The sequence below is a fragment of the Ferribacterium limneticum genome (assembly GCF_020510625.1).
GTDB lineage: Bacteria > Pseudomonadota > Gammaproteobacteria > Burkholderiales > Rhodocyclaceae > Azonexus > Azonexus limneticus_A.
The window spans coordinates 1,515,895-1,536,118 of the sequence record NZ_CP075191.1 but is presented as its reverse complement, the minus strand read 5'-3'; the positions used below and the strand labels follow the sequence as shown (position 1 = coordinate 1,536,118).

The following is a 20,224-nucleotide window of genomic DNA, read 5'->3' as shown; positions in this document are numbered from 1 at the left end:
CGGCAACAGGCCTTCTCTCAATCCGCCAGTTCGATCTGCCCGCTGATATTGGTTGTCAGCAGACTTTCCCCGGCCTCCAGCGGCGCCGGTGCAGCCTCGGCTGCCAGCATCGCCCCCCGGCTGGCACGCATCATCGGCATTGGCATGCCGCCGCCCTGCTGGATGTTGAGCTGCTTGATCTTCCAGCCCTTGCCCAGTTGTTCGGCGACCACAGCAGCGCGGCTCTGGAAGGCGCGAATCGCCTCCCGCGTTGCTTCGTCCTCGACCTGACGCCGCGTCTCCGGCGAGGGCATCTGGCTGACCGCGCCGACCGCCAGTCGCATTTGCTGCAACTTGCCGAGCAGCTCCGACACCGCGCCGGTGTCTTTCGATTCGATAACCAGTTCGCTGCGCATGCGCCAACCGTCGATTTTCTGGGCCTGACCGTAGACCGGGTAGGTCGATTGCTGGCCGCTCTTGACGGTGACGCCCGACCTGGCGCGAATGAGCTTCAGGGCCTCGGCAATATCGGCATTGACGCGGCGCGCCAGTTCGGCCGGGTTATTGCCGCTGGCTTCGCTGAACACGCTGGCCCGTACCATGTCGTTCGTTGCCGGCCGGCTGGCCTCAGCCGAGAGATCGACCAAGGTGCCGGCGTGCGCCGTTGCGCTGGCGAAACAGACGGCCAGCCAGGCATTCCGCAGTTTGCTCATTGCCCCCCCTTGTCCTGAAGACGGCCGTAGATGACCAGCAATACGATGGCCACGACAACCGAGGCGACGAAACCGGCTCCCTCACCAGCCTGATACCAGCCCATGGCCTGCCCGAGCATGCCGGCCAGAAATGAGCCGCTGATGCCAAGCAGCACGGTGGCGATGAAGCCCATGTTTTCCTTGCCCGGATGCAGCAACTTGGCAATGACGCCGACCACAAGGCCGACCAAGATTGTCCACACGATTCCCATACGAATTTCCTTTATTCCCTGAGACTGAAGCCTGGCCAACGAAACGCATTGACCAGCCGGCAGCCGTTGGCTGCCTGATGATATTAACGCCATGGCATGCCAATGGTTGGCCGCGAAGGGTAAAGATTTGTCGTCCGGAAGCTCGGCTCGGCCTGACTTCAAGCCGTCGCGAGGCGCTCGGCAAGACTATCCATCAACACCCGCACCCGATGCGGAACATGGCGATTGCTCGGCAGCATGGCGTAGATGCCGAGTTCGGGAATCGGGTAATCGGCCAGGATTGCCTCGACCCGGCCGGCGGCCAGAAAGGTATCGACAATGAAATCCGGCTGACAGGTGATGCCCAGCCCCTGCGCCGCAGCTTCGGTCAGGACGTCACCGTTGTTGGCATTGAGACGGCTGCGCACATGGAAGCTTTCCAGCACGCCATCGACCATGAATTGCCAGACCTGGCTGCTGCCGGCATAGGTGTAGCCGAGGCAGACGTGATGCACCAGTTCTGAAGGGTGCAGCGGTCGCCCGTGGCGAGCCAGGTAGTCCGGCGAGGCGACCACCAGCATGCGGCTCTTGCCGATCTTGCGCGCCACATCGCCGGACTCCAGCCGGCGGGTGATGCGGATCGACAGGTCGATGCCCTCCTCGATCAGATTGATCCGGCGGTCGCTGTAATCCATGTCGAGCACCACCTCCGGGTAGCGCTGCGAAAAGTCGAGCAGCACCGGGGCCAGGCGCTTCAGGCCGTAGCTCAAGGGCAGGCTGATGCGGATATTGCCGCGCGGCGTCAGGCGCTCTTCGGCCACCCCGGTTTCCGCCGCTTCGACCAGATTGAGGATGACCCGGCATTTCTCCAGGTAGGCGGTACCGCCCGAGGTCAGCGTCAGGCGGCGCGTACTGCGCGCCATCAGCTTGACGCCGAGATGCGCCTCCAGCGCGGCGATCTGCCGGGTGACGACGGAACGGGCGACGCCCATCTGCTGCGCTGCCGCTGAAAAGCTGCCGAGTTCGGCCACCCGAACGAAGAGGTGCATCGCGTCCAGTCGATCCATTGTTGCCATATCCGCAATAGTGATTTGCACATTGTCGGCTATTTCGATCCAAATAACAGGCATAAAGTGCGCCCATCGACACAGGAGTTGCAGCAATGACACAGACCCCATCCGCCTTATTCGTCCCGCACGGTGCGCCGACCTTCGCACTCAACCCGGGTGCGGCGGGCGCCGCACTGAGCACTTTGGCCGCCAGCCTGCCGCTGCCACGCGCCATTGTCATCGTCAGCGCCCATTGGGATACGGCCGAGCCGACCGTCGGTTTCGCCGAGCGTCCGGAAACCATCCACGACTTCTGGGGATTCCCGGAAGCCCTGTACGCCCTGCGCTACCCGGCCACCGGTTGCCGCGAAGCTTCCGAGGAAGTGGTCGCCGCACTGAAAACCGCCGGCCTGCCGGTCGCCACCGATAGCAGCCGCGGCCTCGACCACGGCGCCTGGGTGCCGCTGCGCCTGATGTTCCCGGATGCCGAAGTACCGGTCATTCCGGTTTCCATCCAGAGCCGCGGCGGCCCGGAACAGGCCTACCGGCTCGGCCAGGCACTGGCCCCGCTGGCGGCCAAGGGATTTCTCGTCATCACGTCCGGCAACGTCACCCACAACCTGCGCGACTACCAGATGGCAGCGCGCAGCGGCGGCCAGACCCCTGCCTACGTGCGCGAATTCTCGGACTGGCTGGCCGGCCGAGTGGCCGAGCGCAACATCCCCGCCCTGCTCGACTACCGCCGGCAATCGCCCGGCGGCTTGCAAGCCCACCCGAGCGAGGAACACCTGCTGCCTTTTTATGTCGCACTCGGTGCTGGCGGCGAAAACGCCAGGGCCGACCGCTTTCATGCCGGCATCGACGATTACGTGATCGCCATGGATGCCTACGCCTTTCAGCCCCAATAAAGGAACCCGACCATGACCTATACCAAAACCGCCAAGGCACTGCATTGGCTGATGGCCATCCTGCTCTTCGGGCTGCTGGCGCTGGGCTTCTACATGCACGACCTGCCGCTGTCGCCGGACAAGCTGAAGCTCTATTCCTGGCACAAGTGGGCCGGTGTCACCGCCTTTCTGCTGCTCGCCTTCCGTCTGCTCTGGCGTCTGACGCATCGCCCGCCAGCCCTGCCGGACAGCATGCCGAAGACCATGCAGTTTGCCGCCCACGCCGGCCACCTGATGCTCTACGGGCTGATGATCGCCATTCCGCTGTCCGGCTGGCTGATGAGCTCGGCCAAGGGTTTCCAGACCGTCTATTTCGGCCTTCTGCCCATCCCCGATTTGCTCGACAAGAACAAGGAGCTGGGCGACCTGCTGGCCCTGGTGCACCAGAGCCTGAACCTGCTTTTCGTTGCTGTGCTGGCCGGCCACATCGGCGCTGCGCTGAAACACCACTTCATCGACAAGGACGACATCCTGACCCGGATGCTGCCCAAGAAATAACGGTCATTCCCGCGCCCCGCAGGAAGTACCCCTGGGGTGCGAAAGCGGGAATCCAGAAACTTGACCCCATGGATTCCCGCTTTCGCGGGAATGACAACCCAGAGATACCCCCAACGGAGAACCACCATGAAAAAAATCGCTCTCGCCCTGGCCTTCGCCAGCCTGATCCCCGCCGCCCACGCCGTCGAATACACCCAGGTCCAGCCTGAGAAAAGCGCCGTGACCTTCGTCTACAAGCAAATGGGCGTTGCGGTCGACGGCAAGTTCAAGAAGTTTTCCAGCCAGCTCAATTTCGACCCGGCCAAGCCGGCTACCGCCAAGGCGACTTTCGATGTCGAACTGGCCAGCGTCGATACCGGCGCCCCGGAAGGTGACCAGGAAGTGGCTGGCAAGCCGTGGTTCAACACCAAGGCCTTCCCGACCGCCCGCTTCGTCTCTGGTAGCGTCAAGGCGCTCGGCGGCAACAAGTACGAAGTGGCCGGCCAGTTGACCATCAAGGGCAAGACGCAGGAGGTCATCGTTCCCGCCACCTTCACGGCTCAGGGCAACACCGGCGTCTTCGACGGTGCCTTCACCATCCGCCGGGCCGATTTCACCATCGGCGAAGGCGCCTGGGCCAAGTTCGACATCGTCGCCAACGACGTGCAGATCAAATTCCGCATCACCGCTTCATCGAAATAAACCCCAACCCACAACAGGAGAATCACCATGAAAAAGCAACTCGCCACCCTCGTCCTCGCCATCGCTGCCGCCGCCCCGGCCCTGGCCGCCCCGGAAACCTTCGTTGCCGACAGCAGCCACACCTTCTCGCGTTTCTCGTACAGCCACTTCGGCTACTCGACCCAGCTTTCCCGCTTCAACAAGAACAGCGGCAAGGTCGTTTTCGATAAGGTCGCCAAGACCGGCTCGGTCGACATCGTGATCGACACCAAGTCGGTCGACACCGGTAACGACACCTTCAACGAGCACATCCAGGGCGAGGATTTCCTCGACACCGCCAAGTTCCCGACCGCTACCTTCAAGTCCACCAAGGTGATCTTCGAAGGCGACAAGCCGGCCAAGGTCGAAGGCAACCTGACCCTGAAGGGCGTCACCAAGCCGGTCACCCTGACCGTTACCTCCTTCCAGGCCATGCCGCACCCGATGATGAAGAAGGACGCCATCGGCGCCAACGCCTACACCGTGGTCAAGCGCTCCGAATTCAACGCCGGCAAGTACGCCCCGTACGTTGGTGACGAAGTGCGCATCGACGTGGCGATCGAAGCGATCAAGGAGTAATCGAGGATCAGCTTCAGGCTGCGCTGCAGCACTGCCCAAGAAAATGCCGGTCATCGTGACCGGCATTTTTGTTTCCAGCCGCGCAGGTGATGGAAATCAGTTTTCCGAACGCTGCACTGCAACCAATTCACCGCTCTGCAGGCGTTGCGTCAGATCGTCGCCGGGCATCGGCTTGCCGAACAAATAGCCCTGGAAAATCTGGCAGCCGGATTGGGCCAGGAAGTCGCGCTGGGCTTCTGTTTCGACGCCTTCGGCCAGCACTTCCATGTTGAGGTTGAGGCCGAGGGTGATGACCGTGTTGGAAATGGCGCAATCGCTTTCGTTGTGCGGCAAGTCACGGACAAAGGCGCGGTCGATCTTGAGGCGGTTGAGCGGGAAGGCCTTGAGGTAGGCCAGCGATGAATAGCCGGTGCCGAAGTCGTCGAGCGCAGTCTTGACGCCGAGGAAGTTGAGGCCGCGCATGATGTCGATGGCGCCGATCGGATCGACCATCAGCAGGCCTTCGGTGATTTCCAGTTCGAGCAGCCGGCTGGGCAGGCCGGTTTCGTCGAGCACGAGCTGCACCGAGGCCAGCAGGTCGTTGCGGCGGAACTGGCGGGCGGACAGGTTGACGGCGACCGGGATATCGAGCCCGAGTTCGGTCTGCCATTTTCTGGCCTGAGCACAGGCCACGCGCATGACCCATTCGCCAATCGGCACGATGAGCCCGGTTTCTTCGGCCACCGGAATGAACTGGACGGGCGACACCTGACCCAGTTCCGGGTTGTGCCAGCGCAGCAGCGCCTCCACGCCGACCAAGCGGCCATCGCCGGCATTGACCTGCGGCTGGTAGACGACCGAGAACTCGTTGCGCTCCAGCGCCACGCGCAACATGCGTTCGAGCTTGAACAACTGGCTGCCCATCTCGTTCATTTCGCGGGAATAGTACTTGTACAGGTTGCGGCCATCGGCCTTGGCGCTGTACAGGGCGGATTCTGCCGCGATCATCAGAGTCTTGCTGTCCAGGCCGTCGTTCGGATAGATGGCCGCGCCGATGCTGATGCTGACATGGGCGTTGATGCCGCCCAGTCCGAACGGCCGTCCGAAAGCGGTGAGCAGTTTTTCACAAATGCTGCCGATGGCCTGGGGATCAGCAATTTCGTTGAGCAGCACCGAGAAACGGTTACCACCGAGGCGGGCGACGACATCGTATTTGCGCAGGGTGATCTTGATGCGCTCGGCCGCCTCGATCAGCACCTGATCGCCGACCGAGTAGCCCAGCGAGTCGTTGATCAGCTTGAAGCGGTCGAGGTCCAGTTGCAGGATCGAGAAGCGGCTGTTGTTGCGCTTGGCGTTGACCAGTTGCTGCTCAAGCGCCGAGAGCCAGGATTCGCGATTGGGCAGCGCGGTCAATCCATCGAAGGTGCGCAGTTGATCGAGCAGGGCTTCGACCGTCTTTTGCTGGCTGAGGTCGAAAATCATGCCGGTGTAGTTCGTCACCTGACCGTCCGGGCCCTTCACCACAGCAATCGACAGCAGGGCCGGGTAGATTTCACCACTCTTGCGCCGGTTCCAGACCTCCCCTTCCCAGGAGCCGGAGAGCGCCAGTTCCTGCCACATCTGCTGGTAAAAAGCGGCATCTTGCCGCCCGGACTTGAGGATGCGCGGATGCTGGCCGAGGATTTCCTCGCGGCTGTAGCCGGAGATACGCAGCAAGGCAGGATTGACCTCAATGATGCGCTGCTCGGCATCGGTGACCAGGATGGATTCGACGCTGTTGGCGAAGACCGCCTCGGCCAGGTTCAGTTGCCGCTCGGCAACGCGACGGCCAGCCTGGATCTGGCGAACCAGGATGCCGGCCAGCACGAAGGCGAGGAGCACCAGCAGGGCACTGAGCAACAGTTCCTGCCAGGCGCGATTTTCCTCCTGCTCGGCGCTGGCTCCGACCGCCTCGTTCAGGCTGTCCTCCAGCGCCTTCATGGCGTCGATCTTGATGCTGGCGACCTGGAACCAGGCCTCCGGAGAGGGCAGCGCCACGGACAGGAAATCGGATGCCGCCCCCCTGCCGTGCGACTCTTCCCACAGCGCAGCGGCCTTGACCTTCTGCCGGATGCGTTCGGCTTCCTTGATGTCGGGCTGCCGCAAAATCTCGCGATACTGGCGCTCGGCTTCGGGCTCGGCGAGACGGATGAAATTGACCAGGCGGGCCTGCTCGGTCGCCCGGAGGTTATTCAGGATCAGCATCCGGCCGGCGCTGAAGTTGCGGTCGGACAGGATGGCCGACAGCAAGGCGCGCTCCTTGCCCGCCGTTTCCTTGGCCTGGGAAAATGCCACGAAAGCCATTTGCTTGCGGAACAGCGAGGATTTGACTGCATTGCCGAAGGTACTCAATTGCATGTCGAAGAGGGCATCGACCAGCTCGGTATAGCGATCCACCGTGTAATCACGGGAGATTTCGCGATTTTTGACCCGCAGCCGCAGTGCCTGCAACTGGGCTGCCACGGCATTAAGGCCGTCGCGTATCGCCTGATCCGTCACATGTTCGCGAACGATGGCCTGCAATTCGCCCAGCGACGCGTCGGTGTGATTTTGCTGGGCGGCCAGCATGTCGCCAAAACGCTCACCGCGCGAGGCAATGACGCCGCTGGACAAGCCGCGCTCGCGTTGCAGTTCGTGGATCAAGCGGCTGATCGAACCACTTGCCCCCATCCATTTGCGATCCAGGCTGGCATTGCGTAATTGATCGTAGCGCTCGACCAGGCTGTGGATGGCAAAGAACGACAGGGCCAACAGAAACACGACCAGCAACCACGTGGCATTACGCCGGATCGGTGCCAGGCTATCCTGGGTGATCCGTGGCGCGGCGGATTGCGGCCTGTCGTCTGATGTCATTCGGAAAATAAATAAATTCAACAAGCATGGTAATCTCGACACTCTATCAGATCTGATAAAATTGAGATTTAATCTCGATCATTTTGGAGCGTGACATGCGCATTCGTTGGAGCAGCGATCTGGAAACCGGCATCCGGGCGATCGATCTTCAACACGAAGAGTTGATCGGCATGCTCAACGAACTGGACGCCGCGCACTCAGGCGGCTGCGCACAATCCGTCCTCGACGATGTGCTGCAGCGACTCGGCACCTACGTCATCTTCCACTTTGGCACTGAAGAATCGCTGATGGCCAGCCTGCCGCACAACGAAACCCATGCCAAACAGCACCGGCAGCAACACGCCGACTTCATTGAAAAGCTGTCCGCGATACGCGCCCAAGCCCAGGACGATGGCCCGCGGACCATGGAAGCGCTGATCGATTACCTCAACGAATGGCTGTACCAACACATCCTGAAGAGCGACCGGGAGCTGGCTGCGAAGCTCAACCAGAAACAGGCCGCCATGCTGATGCCGTGATACGGATTGCCCGCGACACCCCGGTCGCTGGCCGGGGCAAAGACGCGGCCAAGATCCACGCAGCAAATCAGCTTTTGAACAGTTCTTTCAGGAATTTCTCGACGTAGGACGGACGAACCGGCTTGACGATATAGCCGCGCGCACCGAGCCCGGCGGCCTGCTGGACGATAGTGCGCGAGGTATCGCCGGTGACCATGACCACGGCAGTCTCAGGGCTGGCTTCGACTATCCTCGGCAGCGCCTCAAGGCCGGAGAGAATGGGCATGTTGACGTCGAGAAAGAGCAAGGCGGGCTTGTGCGTCATGACGGCGCGAATGGCTTCCTCGCCATTGGCGGCCTGGCCGACGATATTTAGCCCCAAATCGCTCAGCACCCCCTTGAGCAGCAAGCGGATCGAACTGTTGTCATCGGCAATGACCACGGTCGGCCGCTGGGTGCCGCCAATACTGGCAGGCTTGACAGCGCCCCGCCCGGTAGCCGGCGATTTTGGCGCGCCTGCCGAATTGCTCCCGCGCGTGACTTGACGGCGGGTTGCGCAAACCAGGCGCAGTTCGTCAATAACCTGCTTCTGACTGAACGGTTTGCGCAGAAACCCGGCAGCGCCCGCATCGGCGGCACGCGCCTCGATGTCGCTGCCTTCCGAAGCGGTCATGAACAGTACGTCGACCTCCGGGTACGTCGAATTGATCTCCTGCAGGATGCTGAGACCATCCCGGCCCGGCAAGCGATAATCGAGACAGACAATCTCCGGCGCCGTTGTAGCAACCGCCTCCGTCACGCCATTGCCGTCCGGCAAAGCACCAACAACCTCGTAACCCTGGCTGGTCAACAAGACGCTCAGCAAGGTTCGCATGGAGGCATTGTCATCAACGATCAGGACACGCATTCGGAATCTTTCATCTGGTTTCTGGCGAGCAACGGCATATATGACGGGGCCGAATCAAACACGGCGACCATGTTAGCTGCGACAGTGGGTGTCTTGCAGCTTTTTCGCACAGCCATACCGGCTTGGCCGTGGCGGCCCCAGGCCGGCCCCCTGACCGCACCACCTTCCCTACCGCACCCGATGAAGAAGAGTGAAGCCATTGATCCGCATCAGGTGATTTTGGCAGCAACTTGTGACATATCGTCGCGCGACAATATGTCGCACAAGCCGAGTCGCTCGTTTCTGTAGCATTCGCCCGTTTCAAGGACAACTTCGGGGGTATGCGCAATGAATTTCACGGAGCGAACAGCTTTTCAAACGACAAGAAACCACTTCAAGCCAAGCCGGATTGCCTGGCTTGTCGCGCTGGCAATTTCCGGCGTCCAGGCCCAGGAATCAACGGTGGTTCTCGGCGAAGTGACCGTCAGTTCCGGCAACACCGGCTCGCTGCCGACGCGCAGCATCCTGACCTCGGTCGACGTCATGGGCGCCGAGCGGGTGCAGGACAAGAATGTGATGAACAGCTGGGAGCTGATCGGCCAGATGCCTGGCGTCCAGCTGACCGAATTCCGCCTCGGTGCCGAATCCGGCAAGCCATCGTTCCGTGCCTTCAACGGCGAGGGCTACATCAACGGCATCAAGCTGTTGATCGACGGCGTGCCGAGCAACGTCAATAGCGGCAACATGCGCCATCTGGACATGATCTTCCCGCTCGACATCGATTACGTCGAAGTCGTGCGCGGTACCAACGATCCGCGCTATGGCCTGCACAACATCGGCGGCAACATCAACGTCGCCACCCGGCAAGGCGGCAATTACGCCGATGGTCGCCTGACTTACGGCAGCTTCAACACCCAGGAAGTCCAGGCCGCTCTCGGCCGAGAATCGGGCGGCTTTGCGCAAAACTACTTCGTCGCCAAACAGGATTCCGACGGCTATCGCGATCATTCCAAGTCGGAAAAATACAGCCTGGGCGGCAAGTGGTTCTACACCTCGGATTCCGGCGATCTGAAAGCCGGCCTGATCGCCCGCATCCACAACCAGGAGGCGGAATCGGCGGGCTACCTGACCGCAGCCGAACTGGGCGCCAACCGCTTCCAGTCGCCGGCCCGCAACGGCAACGACCACGACAACCGCGACATGCAGCAGTTCAGCGGCCACCTGGATTACCAGATCGCGCCCAACCTCGCCTACAACAGCAAGCTCTACTACAACAGCATTGAGGATGACCGACACGTCACCTACACCGGCTACTCGGGCAGCACCCTGCCCCGCCAGCGCCGCCTGTGGAACGAGGAGCATACCGGCTGGACCAACACGCTGACCTGGCAGGCGAGCAAGCTGCTGGCTGTCGAAGGGGGCTTCAATTACGAGCACCAGGACAACCGCTACCGGCGCTATCGCTACGCTTACGCCGTGCCCACCGACTTCTCGACGCCAGCCTCGACCGCGAACGACGAGAGCTACACGCTCGACAATTTCGGCGCCTATGTTCAGGCCATCATCAAACCGAGCGCATCGTGGAAGATCGTGCCGGCCTTCCGGACCGACAGTTTCAAGGGCCACACCACGCTCAACGCCACCGGCCTGAGCTATCCGTTGCAAGACTACGGCTGGATCAACCAGCCCAAGCTCAGCGTCGTCTATAGCCCGTCGCCGGCCTTCAGCCTTTACGGCAACTGGGGGCGCAGCTTCCAGATCGTTACCGGCTCCCGTTCCCCGGCCTATCTGACGGCTGGCACGAACATGGTCAAGCCGTCGATCAATACCGGTATCGAACTGGGCACCAAGTTCCGGCTGCTGGAACGCACTGAAGCGCGCATCGCCATCTGGCAACAGGATGCAACGGACGAGGTGGCCAACCTGCCCAGTGCCAATGCGACGCAGAATCTCGGTGAAACACGGCGCAAGGGGGTCGATTTCCAGATCACCACCCACATCGCCGACAAGGTCAAACTCTGGTTCTCGCACGCCTACCAGGAAGCCAAGGTCGTTGGCGGCTATGCAGCTGGCAGCACCTCACTGGTCGGCAAGGAAGTCTTCGCCACGCCACGCACCATCACCAACGTCGGCGTGGACTACCAGGCCACCGACAACCTGCGCTTAGACCTGCAAGGCCGCGCCCAGGGCAACTATTACATCGACGACCAGAACAGCAAGGGCAAGTACGGCGGCTACGTGCTGTTCGACGGTGGCGTGCACTACGCGCTGACCAAGCATGTCGGTATTGACCTGCAGGTCAGAAACATGTTCGATCGCAAGTATGAGTACGTCTGGTACGACAACTTTTTCTACGCGTCAGGTTCGTATCAGCCGATGTTCTCGCCCGGTGCCGGCCGCTCGGTCTATGCATCGCTCAACCTGAAAATGTAAGCTTGCATACCGGGGAATGCGGAATCGCCTTGCGGTTCCGCATTCTTTTTTTCTGCCCGTTTTCTCTTTCACGCACCTTCCCGGGCAAAGCAGCCCCTCTCCGACAGCCGATGCCCCTTTCCATCCACTTGAACAAGCGAACACTGCGGGCCTGGACGCATACCCTGCACAAGTGGCTGGGCCTGACGCTCGGCCTGCTCTTCTCGCTGCTCGGCGTCACCGGCAGCCTGCTGGTTTTTTATCCGGAACTCGACCTGGCTGCCCATCCGTCAATGTCAGCCCGGCCACCGGTCAGCCTCGTTTCACCCGCTCGAATCGTCGAAGCGTTGCGGCAGGCCGAACCTGAGCGCCCCGGTGCCTGGCGGATCGAACTGCCGCGCAGCGACAACGCCCCGATCACCGCCCGCTACTACAACCCCCCTGAAACCGCCCATCGCGCTTTCGCCCCGCTGATCGTCACGCTGGACCCGACGACCCTGGCGGTGACCAGCAAACGCTTCTGGGGAGATGATTTCTTCACGTGGATCTACGACCTCCACTACAGCCTGCTGCTCGGGGAAACGGGCAAAACCCTGCTTGGCATCGCCTCGTTGCTCGTCCTTGCCCTGCTGCTCAGCGGCCTCTATCTTTGGTGGCCCAGCCAGGGAGGCTGGAAAGGCGCACTCAGCATCAAATCGAATGCCGTCTGGAAACGGCGTATCTACGACCTCCACGCCAAACCCGGCGCATATGGCCTGCTACTGACCGCCACGCTGACCTTGAGCGGTCTGGTGCTCGTCGTACCCGGCTGGTTTACGCCAAGCATAGATGCCATCTCCCCACTGCATCGGCTCTATCAGGTTCAAGCGCTGACCACGCCGGCTGACATCCGCATCTCTGCCGACGAAGCGCTACGGATCGCACGCGAACGCTTTCCTGACGCTGATGTTCGCTGGATTCACACCCCGACACCGACGCAGGCCGTCTGGCGCATCCAGATGCGCGCCGCCGGCGAGCCCAACCGACGCTTTCCGCGCACCAACGTGTGGATCGATGCCGGCAACGGCGCCATTCTGGCCATCCGCAACCCGCGCCAGAACAGTGCCGGCGACACGTTCATGGACTGGCTGCACCCCTTGCACAACGGCGAAGCCTTCGGCCTCACGGGCCGAATCATCGTCTTGCTGTGCGGTCTGCTCCCGTTATTGGCCATGGTGACCGGGTTCATTCGCTGGCGACACAAGCAGCGCCCGGGGCAGCGAGAAGGCCGTCAGAATCCACTCGCCAGCGGCGCACCGGCGCTTAACCCCGGCCCTTGCGGCGAATCGTAGGGCCGTCCGAAGCTTGCTTGGCGAGTGAGTTTCGGCTGCACCGTGATTGAACTGCATGCAGCCCAATCCATGGCGCAGGGCTGCTTAAGGCAGCGTTAACCTTCGGGCGCTAGACTGCTCCGGAGCCAACTCCGGACCCTGCCATGCCCCCACGTCTGATCCTGTCGCTATTGGCGTTCGCCGTCGCCTTCCCGCTGGCCGAAGCGGCCGAAACCCTTTCGCTCCAGACCGCCCAACTCAAGGCGCTGGGCGTCACCATAGGCACAGTCGGCGAAGGAGACCATCTCGGCTCCGGCCTTTTGCCCGCCCGGGTGCTGGTACCCAACGAGCAGATGCGGGTCGTTGCCGCCCCGGTCGGCGGCATGGTCGAAATGCTGGCAGTCGCCCCCGGTTCAACCGTCAAGCGCGGCCAGGTTGTCGCCCGCCTGGCCAGCCCGCAGGCGCTGGAACTGCAACGCGATGCGCTGCAGGCCGGCAGCCAGGCCGCGCTGCTGCAACAAAGCCTGAAACGCGACGAACAGCTGTTTGCCGAAGGCCTGATTGCCGAATCCCGCCTGCAAGGCACCCGCGCTGCTGCCGCGCAAGCTTCGGCCCAGGCCAGTGAACGGCGCCAGGGACTGGCCATGGCCGGAGTCGCCCCCGGCAAACTGGGCGGCCCGCTGGCACTGAGCGCGACCATCGATGGCGTGGTTCTCGAACAAGGTGTGCAGCTTGGTCAGCGCGTTGAAACCTCGGCGCTGATTTATCGCATTGCCAAATTGTCGCCACTGTGGCTGGAAATTCAGGCCCCGGTTGATGTTGCCGCCACCTTGCGCGAGGGCAGCCCGGTCATGATTTCCGGCAGCGAAGTAAGGGGCAAGCTGATCGCCATCGGCCGCGCCGTCGATGCCGCCAGCCAGACCGTGCTGCTTCGTGCCGAAGTCAGCAAGGGCGCCGAAACACTGCGCCCCGGACAGGTTATCGAAGTCGAAATCGCCGCAGCCAACGGCGCGCAGCAACGCCTGCCCGCCTCGGCGCTGGCCCGCAACGAGGGCGCCACCCTCGCCTTCGTGCAAACCGCCAGCGATGCCAAAGGCGTCAGCTTCGAAGCCCGGCAGGTGCGCCTTATCAGCCAGGGCGGCGACAGCGTCACGGTCGACGGCATCAAACCGGGCGAAAAGGTCGCCATCAAGGGCGTTTCCGGCCTGAAAGCCATGCTCACCGGCGTCGGTAAAGAATAATGCTCGCCGCGTTGATCCGTTTTTCGCTGACCCAGCGACTGTTGCTGCTGGTCCTCACCGTCATGCTCATCGGGGCCGGCGTGCAGGCTTTTCTCGGCCTGCCGATCGACGCCTTCCCGGATGTTTCGACGACCCAGGTCAAGATCATCCTGAAGGCCCCCGGCATGACGCCGGAAGAGGTGGAAACCCGCCTCGCCGTGCCGGTCGAGCAGGAAATGCTCGGCATTCCGCACCAGCGCCTGCTGCGCTCGGTCTCGAAATATGCGCTAACCGATATCACCATCGATTTCGAGGACGGCACCGATATTTACTGGGCGCGCCAGCAGGTCGGCGAACGACTGGCCGCGGCGATGGGCAACCTGCCGCCGGGGGCCACCGGCGGCATGGCACCGATCACCACGCCGCTCGGTGAGATGTTCATGTTTACCATCGAGGGCGACCTCTCGCTGGCCGACAAGCGCGCCCTGCTCGACTGGGTGATCCGGCCGCAACTGCGGACCATTCCCGGCGTCGCCGACGTGAACAGTCTGGGCGGCGAGGTTCGCACTTTCGAGGTGACGCCCAACCCGCAATTGCTGGCAGCGCGCGGACTGGCCCTCAAGGATTTGCAGGCGGTGCTCGAAGCCAACAACCGCAACGACGGCGCCGGCCGCCTGAACGATGGCGAAGAAGCGCTGCTGGTGCGGGCCGAAGGGGCAATCGCCACGGTCGACGACGTAAAAGCCATTGTTTTGCAGGCGAAGGACGGCAACGTGGTGCGCGTCGCCGATGTCGCCAGCGTCGGCCTCGGCGCCCTCACCCGCTACGGCGCAGTGACCAAGAACGGTCAGGGCGAAGCGGTGCAGGGTCTGGTCCTCGGCCTGCGCGGGGCCAATGCGCAGAGCGTGGTCGCCGGCGTCAAGACGCGGCTGGCCGAAATCGCTCCGACCCTGCCGGCTGGCGTCACGATCGAAGCCTTCTACGACCGCAGCAATCTGGTCGAACGCGCGGTCGGCACGGTGTCGAAAGCGCTGCTCGAAGCCATCGTGCTGGTCGTGCTGCTCCTCCTCGCCTTCCTCGGCAACCTGCGCGCCGCGCTGGTCGTCGCGTTGATGCTGCCGCTGTCGGCCCTGGCCACTTTCATCCTGATGCGTTCGGCCGGGCTATCGGCCAATCTGATGAGCCTGGGCGGTCTGGCCATCGCCATCGGCATGCTGGTCGATGCCGCCGTGGTCGTTGTCGAAAACGTCGAAAGCCAGCTCGCCGAGGCACCGGAAAACCTGCCGACCCTGCACCTGATTTTCCGCGCCGCCCGTGAAGTGGCTGCCCCCGTCACCTCCGGCATCGTCATCATCATCATCGTCTTCCTGCCGCTGCTCACGCTGCAGGGGCTGGAGGGCAAGATGTTCGGGCCGGTAGCGCTGACCATCGTTTTCGCGCTGGCTTCCTCGCTGCTGCTGTCGTTGACCGTGGTGCCGGTACTCGCCTCCTACCTGATCAAGCGCGGCGTGCATCACGAGCCGTGGCTGGTCAAGAAGCTGGCCGCCATCTACGACCGCGTACTGACGTCGGCCCTGACCCACAGCCGGACCTACCTGCTCGGCGCGACGATTGCGCTGGCCGCTGCCGCTGGCGCCTTCATGCTGCTCGGCAAGAGTTTCATGCCGACCATGGACGAAGGCGACATCATCATGCAGCTGGAAAAGCTGCCCTCCATCGGCATCGACCAGACCATCGCCATCGACAGCGCCGTGCAGCGCGCCATTCTGGCGCAGGTGCCGGAGGTCAAGGCCATCGTCGCCCGGGCCGGCTCTGACGAACTCGGCCTCGACCCGATGGGCCTCAACCAGACCGATACCTTCATGGTGCTGCAGCCACGCGATACCTGGCGCCAGCCCGACCCCGCCTGGCTGGCCGACCAGATGCGCGCCGTAATGGCCGACTTCCCCGGCGTCGGTTTTTCCTTCACGCAGCCCATCGACATGCGCGTTTCGGAAATGCTGACCGGCGTGCGCGGCGATCTGGCCATCAAGATTTTCGGCCCCGATCTGGCCACGCTAAACAAGCTGGCGGTCGATATCGAAAATACCGTCAAAAAGGTGGCCGGCGCCGAAGACACCTTCACGCTGAAAAACGATGGCGTGCAATACCTGAAGATCGCCATCGACCGTCTGGCCGCCGGCCGTTTCGGGCTCAACGTCGATGACATCCAGAACGACCTGAAAGCCCTGCTCGAAGGCCGCAACGTCGGCACCGTGATCCAGCAAGGCCGGCGCGTGCCGGTCGTCCTGCGCGGCCCTGACAGTCTGCGCGCCTCGCCGGCCGATTTCGAAGCCCTGCGCCTGAGCCTGCCCGGCGGCGGCAGCGTGCCGCTGGCCAGCGTCGCCAAGATCCAGCGCATCGACGGACCGGTCAAGGTCGACCGCGAAAACGCCCAGCGCTACGTCGTCGTTCAATCGAATGTGCGCGACCGCGATCTGGTCGGCTTCGTCGAGGACGCCAAGGCCTCGGTGGCCCGCGACGTCAAGCTGCCGGACGGCTACCGCCTGGCCTGGGGCGGCCAATTCGAGAACCAGCAACGCGCCGCCGCCCGCCTGATGGTCGTCGTGCCCGTCGCCCTGGCGCTGATCTTCTTCCTGCTCTTCTCCACCTTCCGCTCGGTCCGGCAAGCCCTGCTCGTCCTCTCCAACATCCCGTTCGCCATGATCGGCGGCATCTTCGGCCTGCTCATTTCCGGCGAATACCTGTCGGTACCGGCCTCGGTCGGCTTCATCGCCCTGCTCGGCATCGCCGTGCTCAACGGCGTCGTCATGGTCACCTACTTCAACCAGTTGCTGGCCCGCGGCATGTCCGTCGGCGAGGTGGTCGTCGAAGGCGCCAAACGCCGCTTGCGACCAGTGTTGATGACCGCCAGCATCGCCGCCTTCGGCCTGGTGCCCATGCTCTTCGCCAGCGGCCCCGGCTCGGAAGTCCAGCGCCCACTGGCCATCGTCGTCATCGGCGGACTGGTCACCTCGACGGCGCTGACGCTGGTGCTGCTGCCCATCCTCTTCCGCCGCTTCGGCGTCGCGCCGGCCCTTGCCCTTCAGGAGAAACGCCTTGGCTAATGTCCTGCTCACCCTGATCATGCCCGACGACGTTGCCCAGCACGTCGAAGACCTGCTGCTCTCGCGCCCCGACCTGGTGCCCGGTTTCACCGTCAGCGCCGCCGAAGGACACGGCGCGGTGATTCCGCTGGTCGAGGATACCGAACTGGTCGCCGGCCACGCCCCGCGCACCGTCATCCGCACCGTCGGGCCGGAAGAAGCCAAGCGCGAGGTGCTGGCGCTGATCAAGCACAAACTGCCGCACGCCAACGTTTTTTACTGGCTGATGCCGCTCATCGAGTCAGGCCACCTATGAAATTTAGCCATTTTTTCGGGTTGAGCCTGGCTTTTGGCATCAGCAGCATTGGCGGCACGGCTTTTGCCGGCGAAGCAAGACCCAACCTGCCGCCGGCCGAAATCGTCGCCCGTGTCCTGCAGGCCAATCCGTCGATTCAGGCCGCCGCCGGCCAGGTTCGCGTTGAAGAAGCGAACCGCACGCGCCTCGAAGCCGGGCAATACGAATGGAACGTCCGCCTCGGCGCCCAGCAGCGCCGCAGTAGTCCGGCCACCAGCCCGGACGAACGCTTCAACGAATGGAATGCCGCCATCGAGCGCCCGCTGCGCCTGCCTGGCAAGGCTGGCCTCGACAGTGAACTTGGTGCGGCCGGCGTCGCGCTGGCCGAAACAGCGCATGGCGACGCCCTGCACGAAGGCAGCCGCAACCTGCTGAAATCGTGGTTCATCTGGCTCAAGGAAAACGCCGCTGCCCTGCAATGGGCCGAGCAATTCAGCTTGCTCGACCAACAAACCAAGGCCGTTCAGCGCCGCCAGCAACTGGGCGACGCCGCCCGCCTCGAAGCGATCCAGGCGGAAGCGGCATTGGCCCAGAGCGCCGCACAACTGGCCCAGGCCAAAGTCCGCCAGCAAACGGCCGCTGAAGACCTGCGCCGGCGCTTCCCCGGCCTGCCGCTCATCGCCCAGAATACGATTGCCGAACCGACGCCGATCGAGGGCAACGAAGCCGACTGGATCAACGCCATCCTCGAACACAGCCACGAACTCGACTTCGCCCGCGGCGACACCAAACGCGCCCAGATCGTCGCCGGCCGCAGCAGCCGCGACCGCCTGCCCGACCCCACCGTCGGCCTGCAGGTTTCCCGCGAACGGGCCGGCGAGGACAAGATTTTCGGTGCTTACCTCAGCATCCCGCTGCCCGGCGGCGCCCGTCGCGCCAGCTCCGATGCCGCACTGGCCCAGGCCGATGTGGCCGGCCGACGTGAAGCTGCCACGACGCAAAAGATTGCCGCCGAATCGGCCATGCTCTACCAATCGGCCAGCGCCGCCTTCTCCACCTGGCAAGCCAGCCGCACCGCGGCCGAACGCCTGACCCGCGCTGCCGAGATGACTGCCCGCGCCTACCAGCTCGGCGAAGGCAGCCTCAACGACCTGCTCGCCGCCCGCCGGCTGGCCAACGAAGCACAGCTAGCGGCCCGCCTGATGCAGCTTGAAGCGCTGGAACTGCGCTATCGCCTGCAGCTTGATGCACATCGTTTATGGGATCTGGATTGAACTCATTCGGCATCTGATCATGGGGCTGTGGCCAATCAAGTAATGGGTTGGCTTTCCTGAATCAGGATGTCGGCAAATTTCTGCCCGAGCAATGTCGGTTTTAGCGGAAGCACCAGGGCACAGGTTGATCTCGCATCCTCATCGCTCAACGGCACATAGGCAATACCATGCCCACCCAGCGTCGTCATCCGTTCGGGAACAATCGCAATGCCTTTCTTGGCCGCCACCAGATTCAGCATGGATGTTTTGGGCGAAACAATCTGCGCCGTATTGGGGACGAATCCCCGCTTCAGGCAAAGATCGGTCACGACCCGAGCCAAACCGCCCCGTTCCCGGTAAACCGCCGAGACGAAACGCTCGTCTTGCAAGTGTGCAACGACGATACTTTCCTGTTTCGCCATGCGATGGTCATCCGCTAAAGCGACCCATAGGCGTTCAGCCACCAGTTCGACAAAATGGACTCGCGAATCGCGCCGCAAGACCGGTAATCGGATAACCCCGACATCCGCACTGCCATTGGCAACCAACGAAACCTGCTGCTCGGACGATGCGCGATCCAAGTCAATTCGTGCCTTTGGACTTGCCGCCATGAAGCGGTCAAGAACCGGCATCAGGCTGGCAGCCGGAATCGTGCTTGAATGAAGCAACCTGAGCAAACCCGCCTCACCTCGTGCCAGTTGCCGACCTTCGTCAGCGGCAAAGGCCAGGGTCGCAGGAATTGACGAAACCCGCTCACGGTAGACCGCTCCCGCCGGCGTCAAGCGCACACCGCGCGGTTCTCGTTCGAACAACAAGAAGCCCAGTTCTTCTTCCAGTTGCGAGACCTGCCGGCTCAGCGCTGATTGCGCGATGAACAGAGCACCAGCCGCTTGGGTGAATCCCCCCAGGTCGGCGACGGTCAGGAAGTAATGGATTTGTCTAAAACTTGGCATGCCGAAATGAGATGGATGGGCTTTAAATTTGGTATTTGTCTTATACCTTGCTGCTCCTCAAAATGAAATCCCTCACCCACCAAGGTCAAATTCACGACAGGAGATAGAAATGAACAAAACACTTGATGCGCTGCTTCGGGAACTGGAGGAATTTGGCAGCCATAACGATGCGGTCAATACAGAGCGTCCTCGTCGCATGCTCAACATCACGCGCGATACCGGAGAATTTCTTTCGGTACTTGTCCGCGCAACAAACGCCAAGCGAGTACTCGAAATCGGCACATCGAACGGTTATTCCACCCTATGGCTGGCCCAGGCAGCCATAGCGATTGGCGGGCATGTCACGACAATCGAACGATCAGACTTCAAACAGAAACTTGCGGCCAATAACTTCGAGCGCTCCGGTATCGCCCACGCCATCACACAAGTACAAGGAGATGCTGCGGATTTCCTGAACGCCCACCCCGACGCCAGCTACGACCTGATTTTCCTGGATTCGGAACGTGCCGAATATCCGGCCTGGCAAGCCCATCTGAAACGGATTCTGAACGCAGGAGGTCTGCTCGTCGTCGATAACGCAACATCCCATGCCAGTGAAATGGCGCCCTTCGTTGCATTGATCAGCGCCGATAACGACTTCAGCCATTGCACCGTGCCGGTCGGCAATGGGGAATTCCTGGCCACGCGTGCTATGCGCAGCAGGCCAACAAACCCAGCCTGATCTGATCAGGAGGCACGGGGGCAGCC

Annotated in this window: 18 protein-coding genes; 12 read left to right on the top strand and 6 right to left on the bottom strand. The window is 62.5% G+C overall.

The features are described from left to right. Positions 1 to 17 precede the first annotated feature (17 nt). From KI617_RS07270 to KI617_RS07260, 3 genes are all read right to left on the bottom strand, one after another. Positions 18 to 692, bottom strand: coding sequence for an SIMPL domain-containing protein (locus KI617_RS07270; RefSeq protein ID WP_226451344.1), 675 nt, complete (start codon positions 690 to 692; stop codon positions 18 to 20). Then, positions 689 to 943 carry a GlsB/YeaQ/YmgE family stress response membrane protein gene (locus KI617_RS07265; RefSeq protein WP_226451343.1) on the bottom strand — a complete coding sequence of 85 codons (255 nt, stop codon included), beginning with the start codon at positions 941 to 943 and terminating at the stop codon, positions 689 to 691. The genes KI617_RS07270 and KI617_RS07265 overlap by 4 nt, the downstream gene beginning before the upstream one ends. Before the next feature lie 158 nt (positions 944 to 1,101). Continuing rightward, on the bottom strand, positions 1,102 to 1,989 hold the full coding sequence (locus KI617_RS07260) for a LysR family transcriptional regulator (protein ID WP_226451342.1): 888 nt from the start codon (positions 1,987 to 1,989) through the stop codon (positions 1,102 to 1,104). 95 nt (positions 1,990 to 2,084) lie between these two features. Here KI617_RS07260 and KI617_RS07255 point away from each other — a divergent pair, with 95 nt between their 5' ends. The 4 genes from KI617_RS07255 (at position 2,085) to KI617_RS07240 (ending at position 4,694) form a co-directional block, all read left to right on the top strand. Beyond that, positions 2,085 to 2,879: a DODA-type extradiol aromatic ring-opening family dioxygenase gene (locus KI617_RS07255; RefSeq protein WP_226451341.1), complete on the top strand. Its 795-nt coding sequence runs from the start codon at positions 2,085 to 2,087 to the stop codon at positions 2,877 to 2,879. Positions 2,880 to 2,891: 12 nt separating this feature from the next. Next, positions 2,892 to 3,416 carry a cytochrome b gene (locus KI617_RS07250; protein ID WP_226451340.1) on the top strand — a complete coding sequence of 175 codons (525 nt, stop codon included), beginning with the start codon at positions 2,892 to 2,894 and terminating at the stop codon, positions 3,414 to 3,416. Between the two features lie 126 nt (positions 3,417 to 3,542). Then, positions 3,543 to 4,097, top strand: a complete 555-nt coding sequence (locus KI617_RS07245; RefSeq protein ID WP_226451339.1) for a YceI family protein — start codon at positions 3,543 to 3,545, stop codon at positions 4,095 to 4,097. Between the two features lie 27 nt (positions 4,098 to 4,124). After that, positions 4,125 to 4,694 (top strand): YceI family protein, encoded by a 570-nt coding sequence (locus tag KI617_RS07240; protein WP_226451338.1) that lies wholly within the window; start codon positions 4,125 to 4,127, stop codon positions 4,692 to 4,694. A gap of 96 nt (positions 4,695 to 4,790) precedes the next feature. Here the strand turns inward: KI617_RS07240 and KI617_RS07235 are convergent, their stop codons facing one another. Then, positions 4,791 to 7,565, bottom strand: a complete 2,775-nt coding sequence (locus tag KI617_RS07235) for an EAL domain-containing protein (RefSeq protein ID WP_226451337.1) — start codon at positions 7,563 to 7,565, stop codon at positions 4,791 to 4,793. 95 nt (positions 7,566 to 7,660) lie between these two features. Here KI617_RS07235 and KI617_RS07230 point away from each other — a divergent pair, with 95 nt between their 5' ends. Beyond that, positions 7,661 to 8,083, top strand: coding sequence for a bacteriohemerythrin (locus tag KI617_RS07230; protein ID WP_226451336.1), 423 nt, complete (start codon positions 7,661 to 7,663; stop codon positions 8,081 to 8,083). 67 nt (positions 8,084 to 8,150) lie between these two features. Here KI617_RS07230 and KI617_RS07225 read toward each other — a convergent pair whose 3' ends face one another. Next, positions 8,151 to 8,969: a response regulator gene (locus KI617_RS07225; protein WP_226451335.1), complete on the bottom strand. Its 819-nt coding sequence runs from the start codon at positions 8,967 to 8,969 to the stop codon at positions 8,151 to 8,153. A gap of 327 nt (positions 8,970 to 9,296) precedes the next feature. Between KI617_RS07225 and KI617_RS07220 the strand changes: the two genes are divergently transcribed. From KI617_RS07220 to KI617_RS07195, 6 genes are all read left to right on the top strand, one after another. Then, positions 9,297 to 11,381, top strand: coding sequence for a TonB-dependent receptor (locus KI617_RS07220; protein ID WP_226451334.1), 2,085 nt, complete (start codon positions 9,297 to 9,299; stop codon positions 11,379 to 11,381). Positions 11,382 to 11,491: 110 nt separating this feature from the next. Then, positions 11,492 to 12,691, top strand: a complete 1,200-nt coding sequence (locus tag KI617_RS07215) for a PepSY-associated TM helix domain-containing protein (RefSeq protein ID WP_226451333.1) — start codon at positions 11,492 to 11,494, stop codon at positions 12,689 to 12,691. A gap of 143 nt (positions 12,692 to 12,834) precedes the next feature. Further along, positions 12,835 to 13,911 (top strand): efflux RND transporter periplasmic adaptor subunit, encoded by a 1,077-nt coding sequence (locus KI617_RS07210; protein WP_226451332.1) that lies wholly within the window; start codon positions 12,835 to 12,837, stop codon positions 13,909 to 13,911. Continuing rightward, entirely contained in the window at positions 13,911 to 16,997 is a 3,087-nt protein-coding gene (locus KI617_RS07205) for an efflux RND transporter permease subunit (RefSeq protein WP_226451331.1), read from the top strand. Before KI617_RS07210 ends, KI617_RS07205 begins: the two co-directional genes overlap by 1 nt. After that, a complete protein-coding gene (locus KI617_RS07200; protein ID WP_226451330.1) occupies positions 16,990 to 17,292 on the top strand; it encodes a DUF3240 family protein in 303 nt (100 codons plus the stop codon). Before KI617_RS07205 ends, KI617_RS07200 begins: the two co-directional genes overlap by 8 nt. After that, positions 17,289 to 18,545: a TolC family protein gene (locus tag KI617_RS07195; RefSeq protein WP_226451329.1), complete on the top strand. Its 1,257-nt coding sequence runs from the start codon at positions 17,289 to 17,291 to the stop codon at positions 18,543 to 18,545. Before KI617_RS07200 ends, KI617_RS07195 begins: the two co-directional genes overlap by 4 nt. A 35-nt stretch (positions 18,546 to 18,580) precedes the next feature. Here the strand turns inward: KI617_RS07195 and KI617_RS07190 are convergent, their stop codons facing one another. After that, on the bottom strand, positions 18,581 to 19,477 hold the full coding sequence (locus KI617_RS07190; protein ID WP_226451328.1) for a LysR family transcriptional regulator: 897 nt from the start codon (positions 19,475 to 19,477) through the stop codon (positions 18,581 to 18,583). A gap of 109 nt (positions 19,478 to 19,586) precedes the next feature. Here KI617_RS07190 and KI617_RS07185 point away from each other — a divergent pair, with 109 nt between their 5' ends. Beyond that, on the top strand, positions 19,587 to 20,198 hold the full coding sequence (locus KI617_RS07185; protein WP_226451327.1) for an O-methyltransferase: 612 nt from the start codon (positions 19,587 to 19,589) through the stop codon (positions 20,196 to 20,198). Positions 20,199 to 20,224 lie beyond the last annotated feature (26 nt).

Coding starts and splice junctions, on each gene's coding strand:
- KI617_RS07240 (WP_226451338.1), top strand. CDS start 4,125: ATGAAAAAGCAACTCGCCACCCTCGTCCTCGCCATCGCTGCCGCCGCC.
- KI617_RS07190 (WP_226451328.1), bottom strand. CDS start 19,477: ATGCCAAGTTTTAGACAAATCCATTACTTCCTGACCGTCGCCGACCTG.
- KI617_RS07265 (WP_226451343.1), bottom strand. CDS start 943: ATGGGAATCGTGTGGACAATCTTGGTCGGCCTTGTGGTCGGCGTCATT.
- KI617_RS07210 (WP_226451332.1), top strand. CDS start 12,835: ATGCCCCCACGTCTGATCCTGTCGCTATTGGCGTTCGCCGTCGCCTTC.
- KI617_RS07250 (WP_226451340.1), top strand. CDS start 2,892: ATGACCTATACCAAAACCGCCAAGGCACTGCATTGGCTGATGGCCATC.
- KI617_RS07260 (WP_226451342.1), bottom strand. CDS start 1,989: ATGGATCGACTGGACGCGATGCACCTCTTCGTTCGGGTGGCCGAACTC.
- KI617_RS07220 (WP_226451334.1), top strand. CDS start 9,297: ATGAATTTCACGGAGCGAACAGCTTTTCAAACGACAAGAAACCACTTC.
- KI617_RS07245 (WP_226451339.1), top strand. CDS start 3,543: ATGAAAAAAATCGCTCTCGCCCTGGCCTTCGCCAGCCTGATCCCCGCC.
- KI617_RS07185 (WP_226451327.1), top strand. CDS start 19,587: ATGAACAAAACACTTGATGCGCTGCTTCGGGAACTGGAGGAATTTGGC.
- KI617_RS07230 (WP_226451336.1), top strand. CDS start 7,661: ATGCGCATTCGTTGGAGCAGCGATCTGGAAACCGGCATCCGGGCGATC.
- KI617_RS07195 (WP_226451329.1), top strand. CDS start 17,289: ATGAAATTTAGCCATTTTTTCGGGTTGAGCCTGGCTTTTGGCATCAGC.
- KI617_RS07235 (WP_226451337.1), bottom strand. CDS start 7,565: ATGACATCAGACGACAGGCCGCAATCCGCCGCGCCACGGATCACCCAG.
- KI617_RS07255 (WP_226451341.1), top strand. CDS start 2,085: ATGACACAGACCCCATCCGCCTTATTCGTCCCGCACGGTGCGCCGACC.
- KI617_RS07215 (WP_226451333.1), top strand. CDS start 11,492: ATGCCCCTTTCCATCCACTTGAACAAGCGAACACTGCGGGCCTGGACG.
- KI617_RS07225 (WP_226451335.1), bottom strand. CDS start 8,969: ATGCGTGTCCTGATCGTTGATGACAATGCCTCCATGCGAACCTTGCTG.
- KI617_RS07205 (WP_226451331.1), top strand. CDS start 13,911: ATGCTCGCCGCGTTGATCCGTTTTTCGCTGACCCAGCGACTGTTGCTG.
- KI617_RS07270 (WP_226451344.1), bottom strand. CDS start 692: ATGAGCAAACTGCGGAATGCCTGGCTGGCCGTCTGTTTCGCCAGCGCA.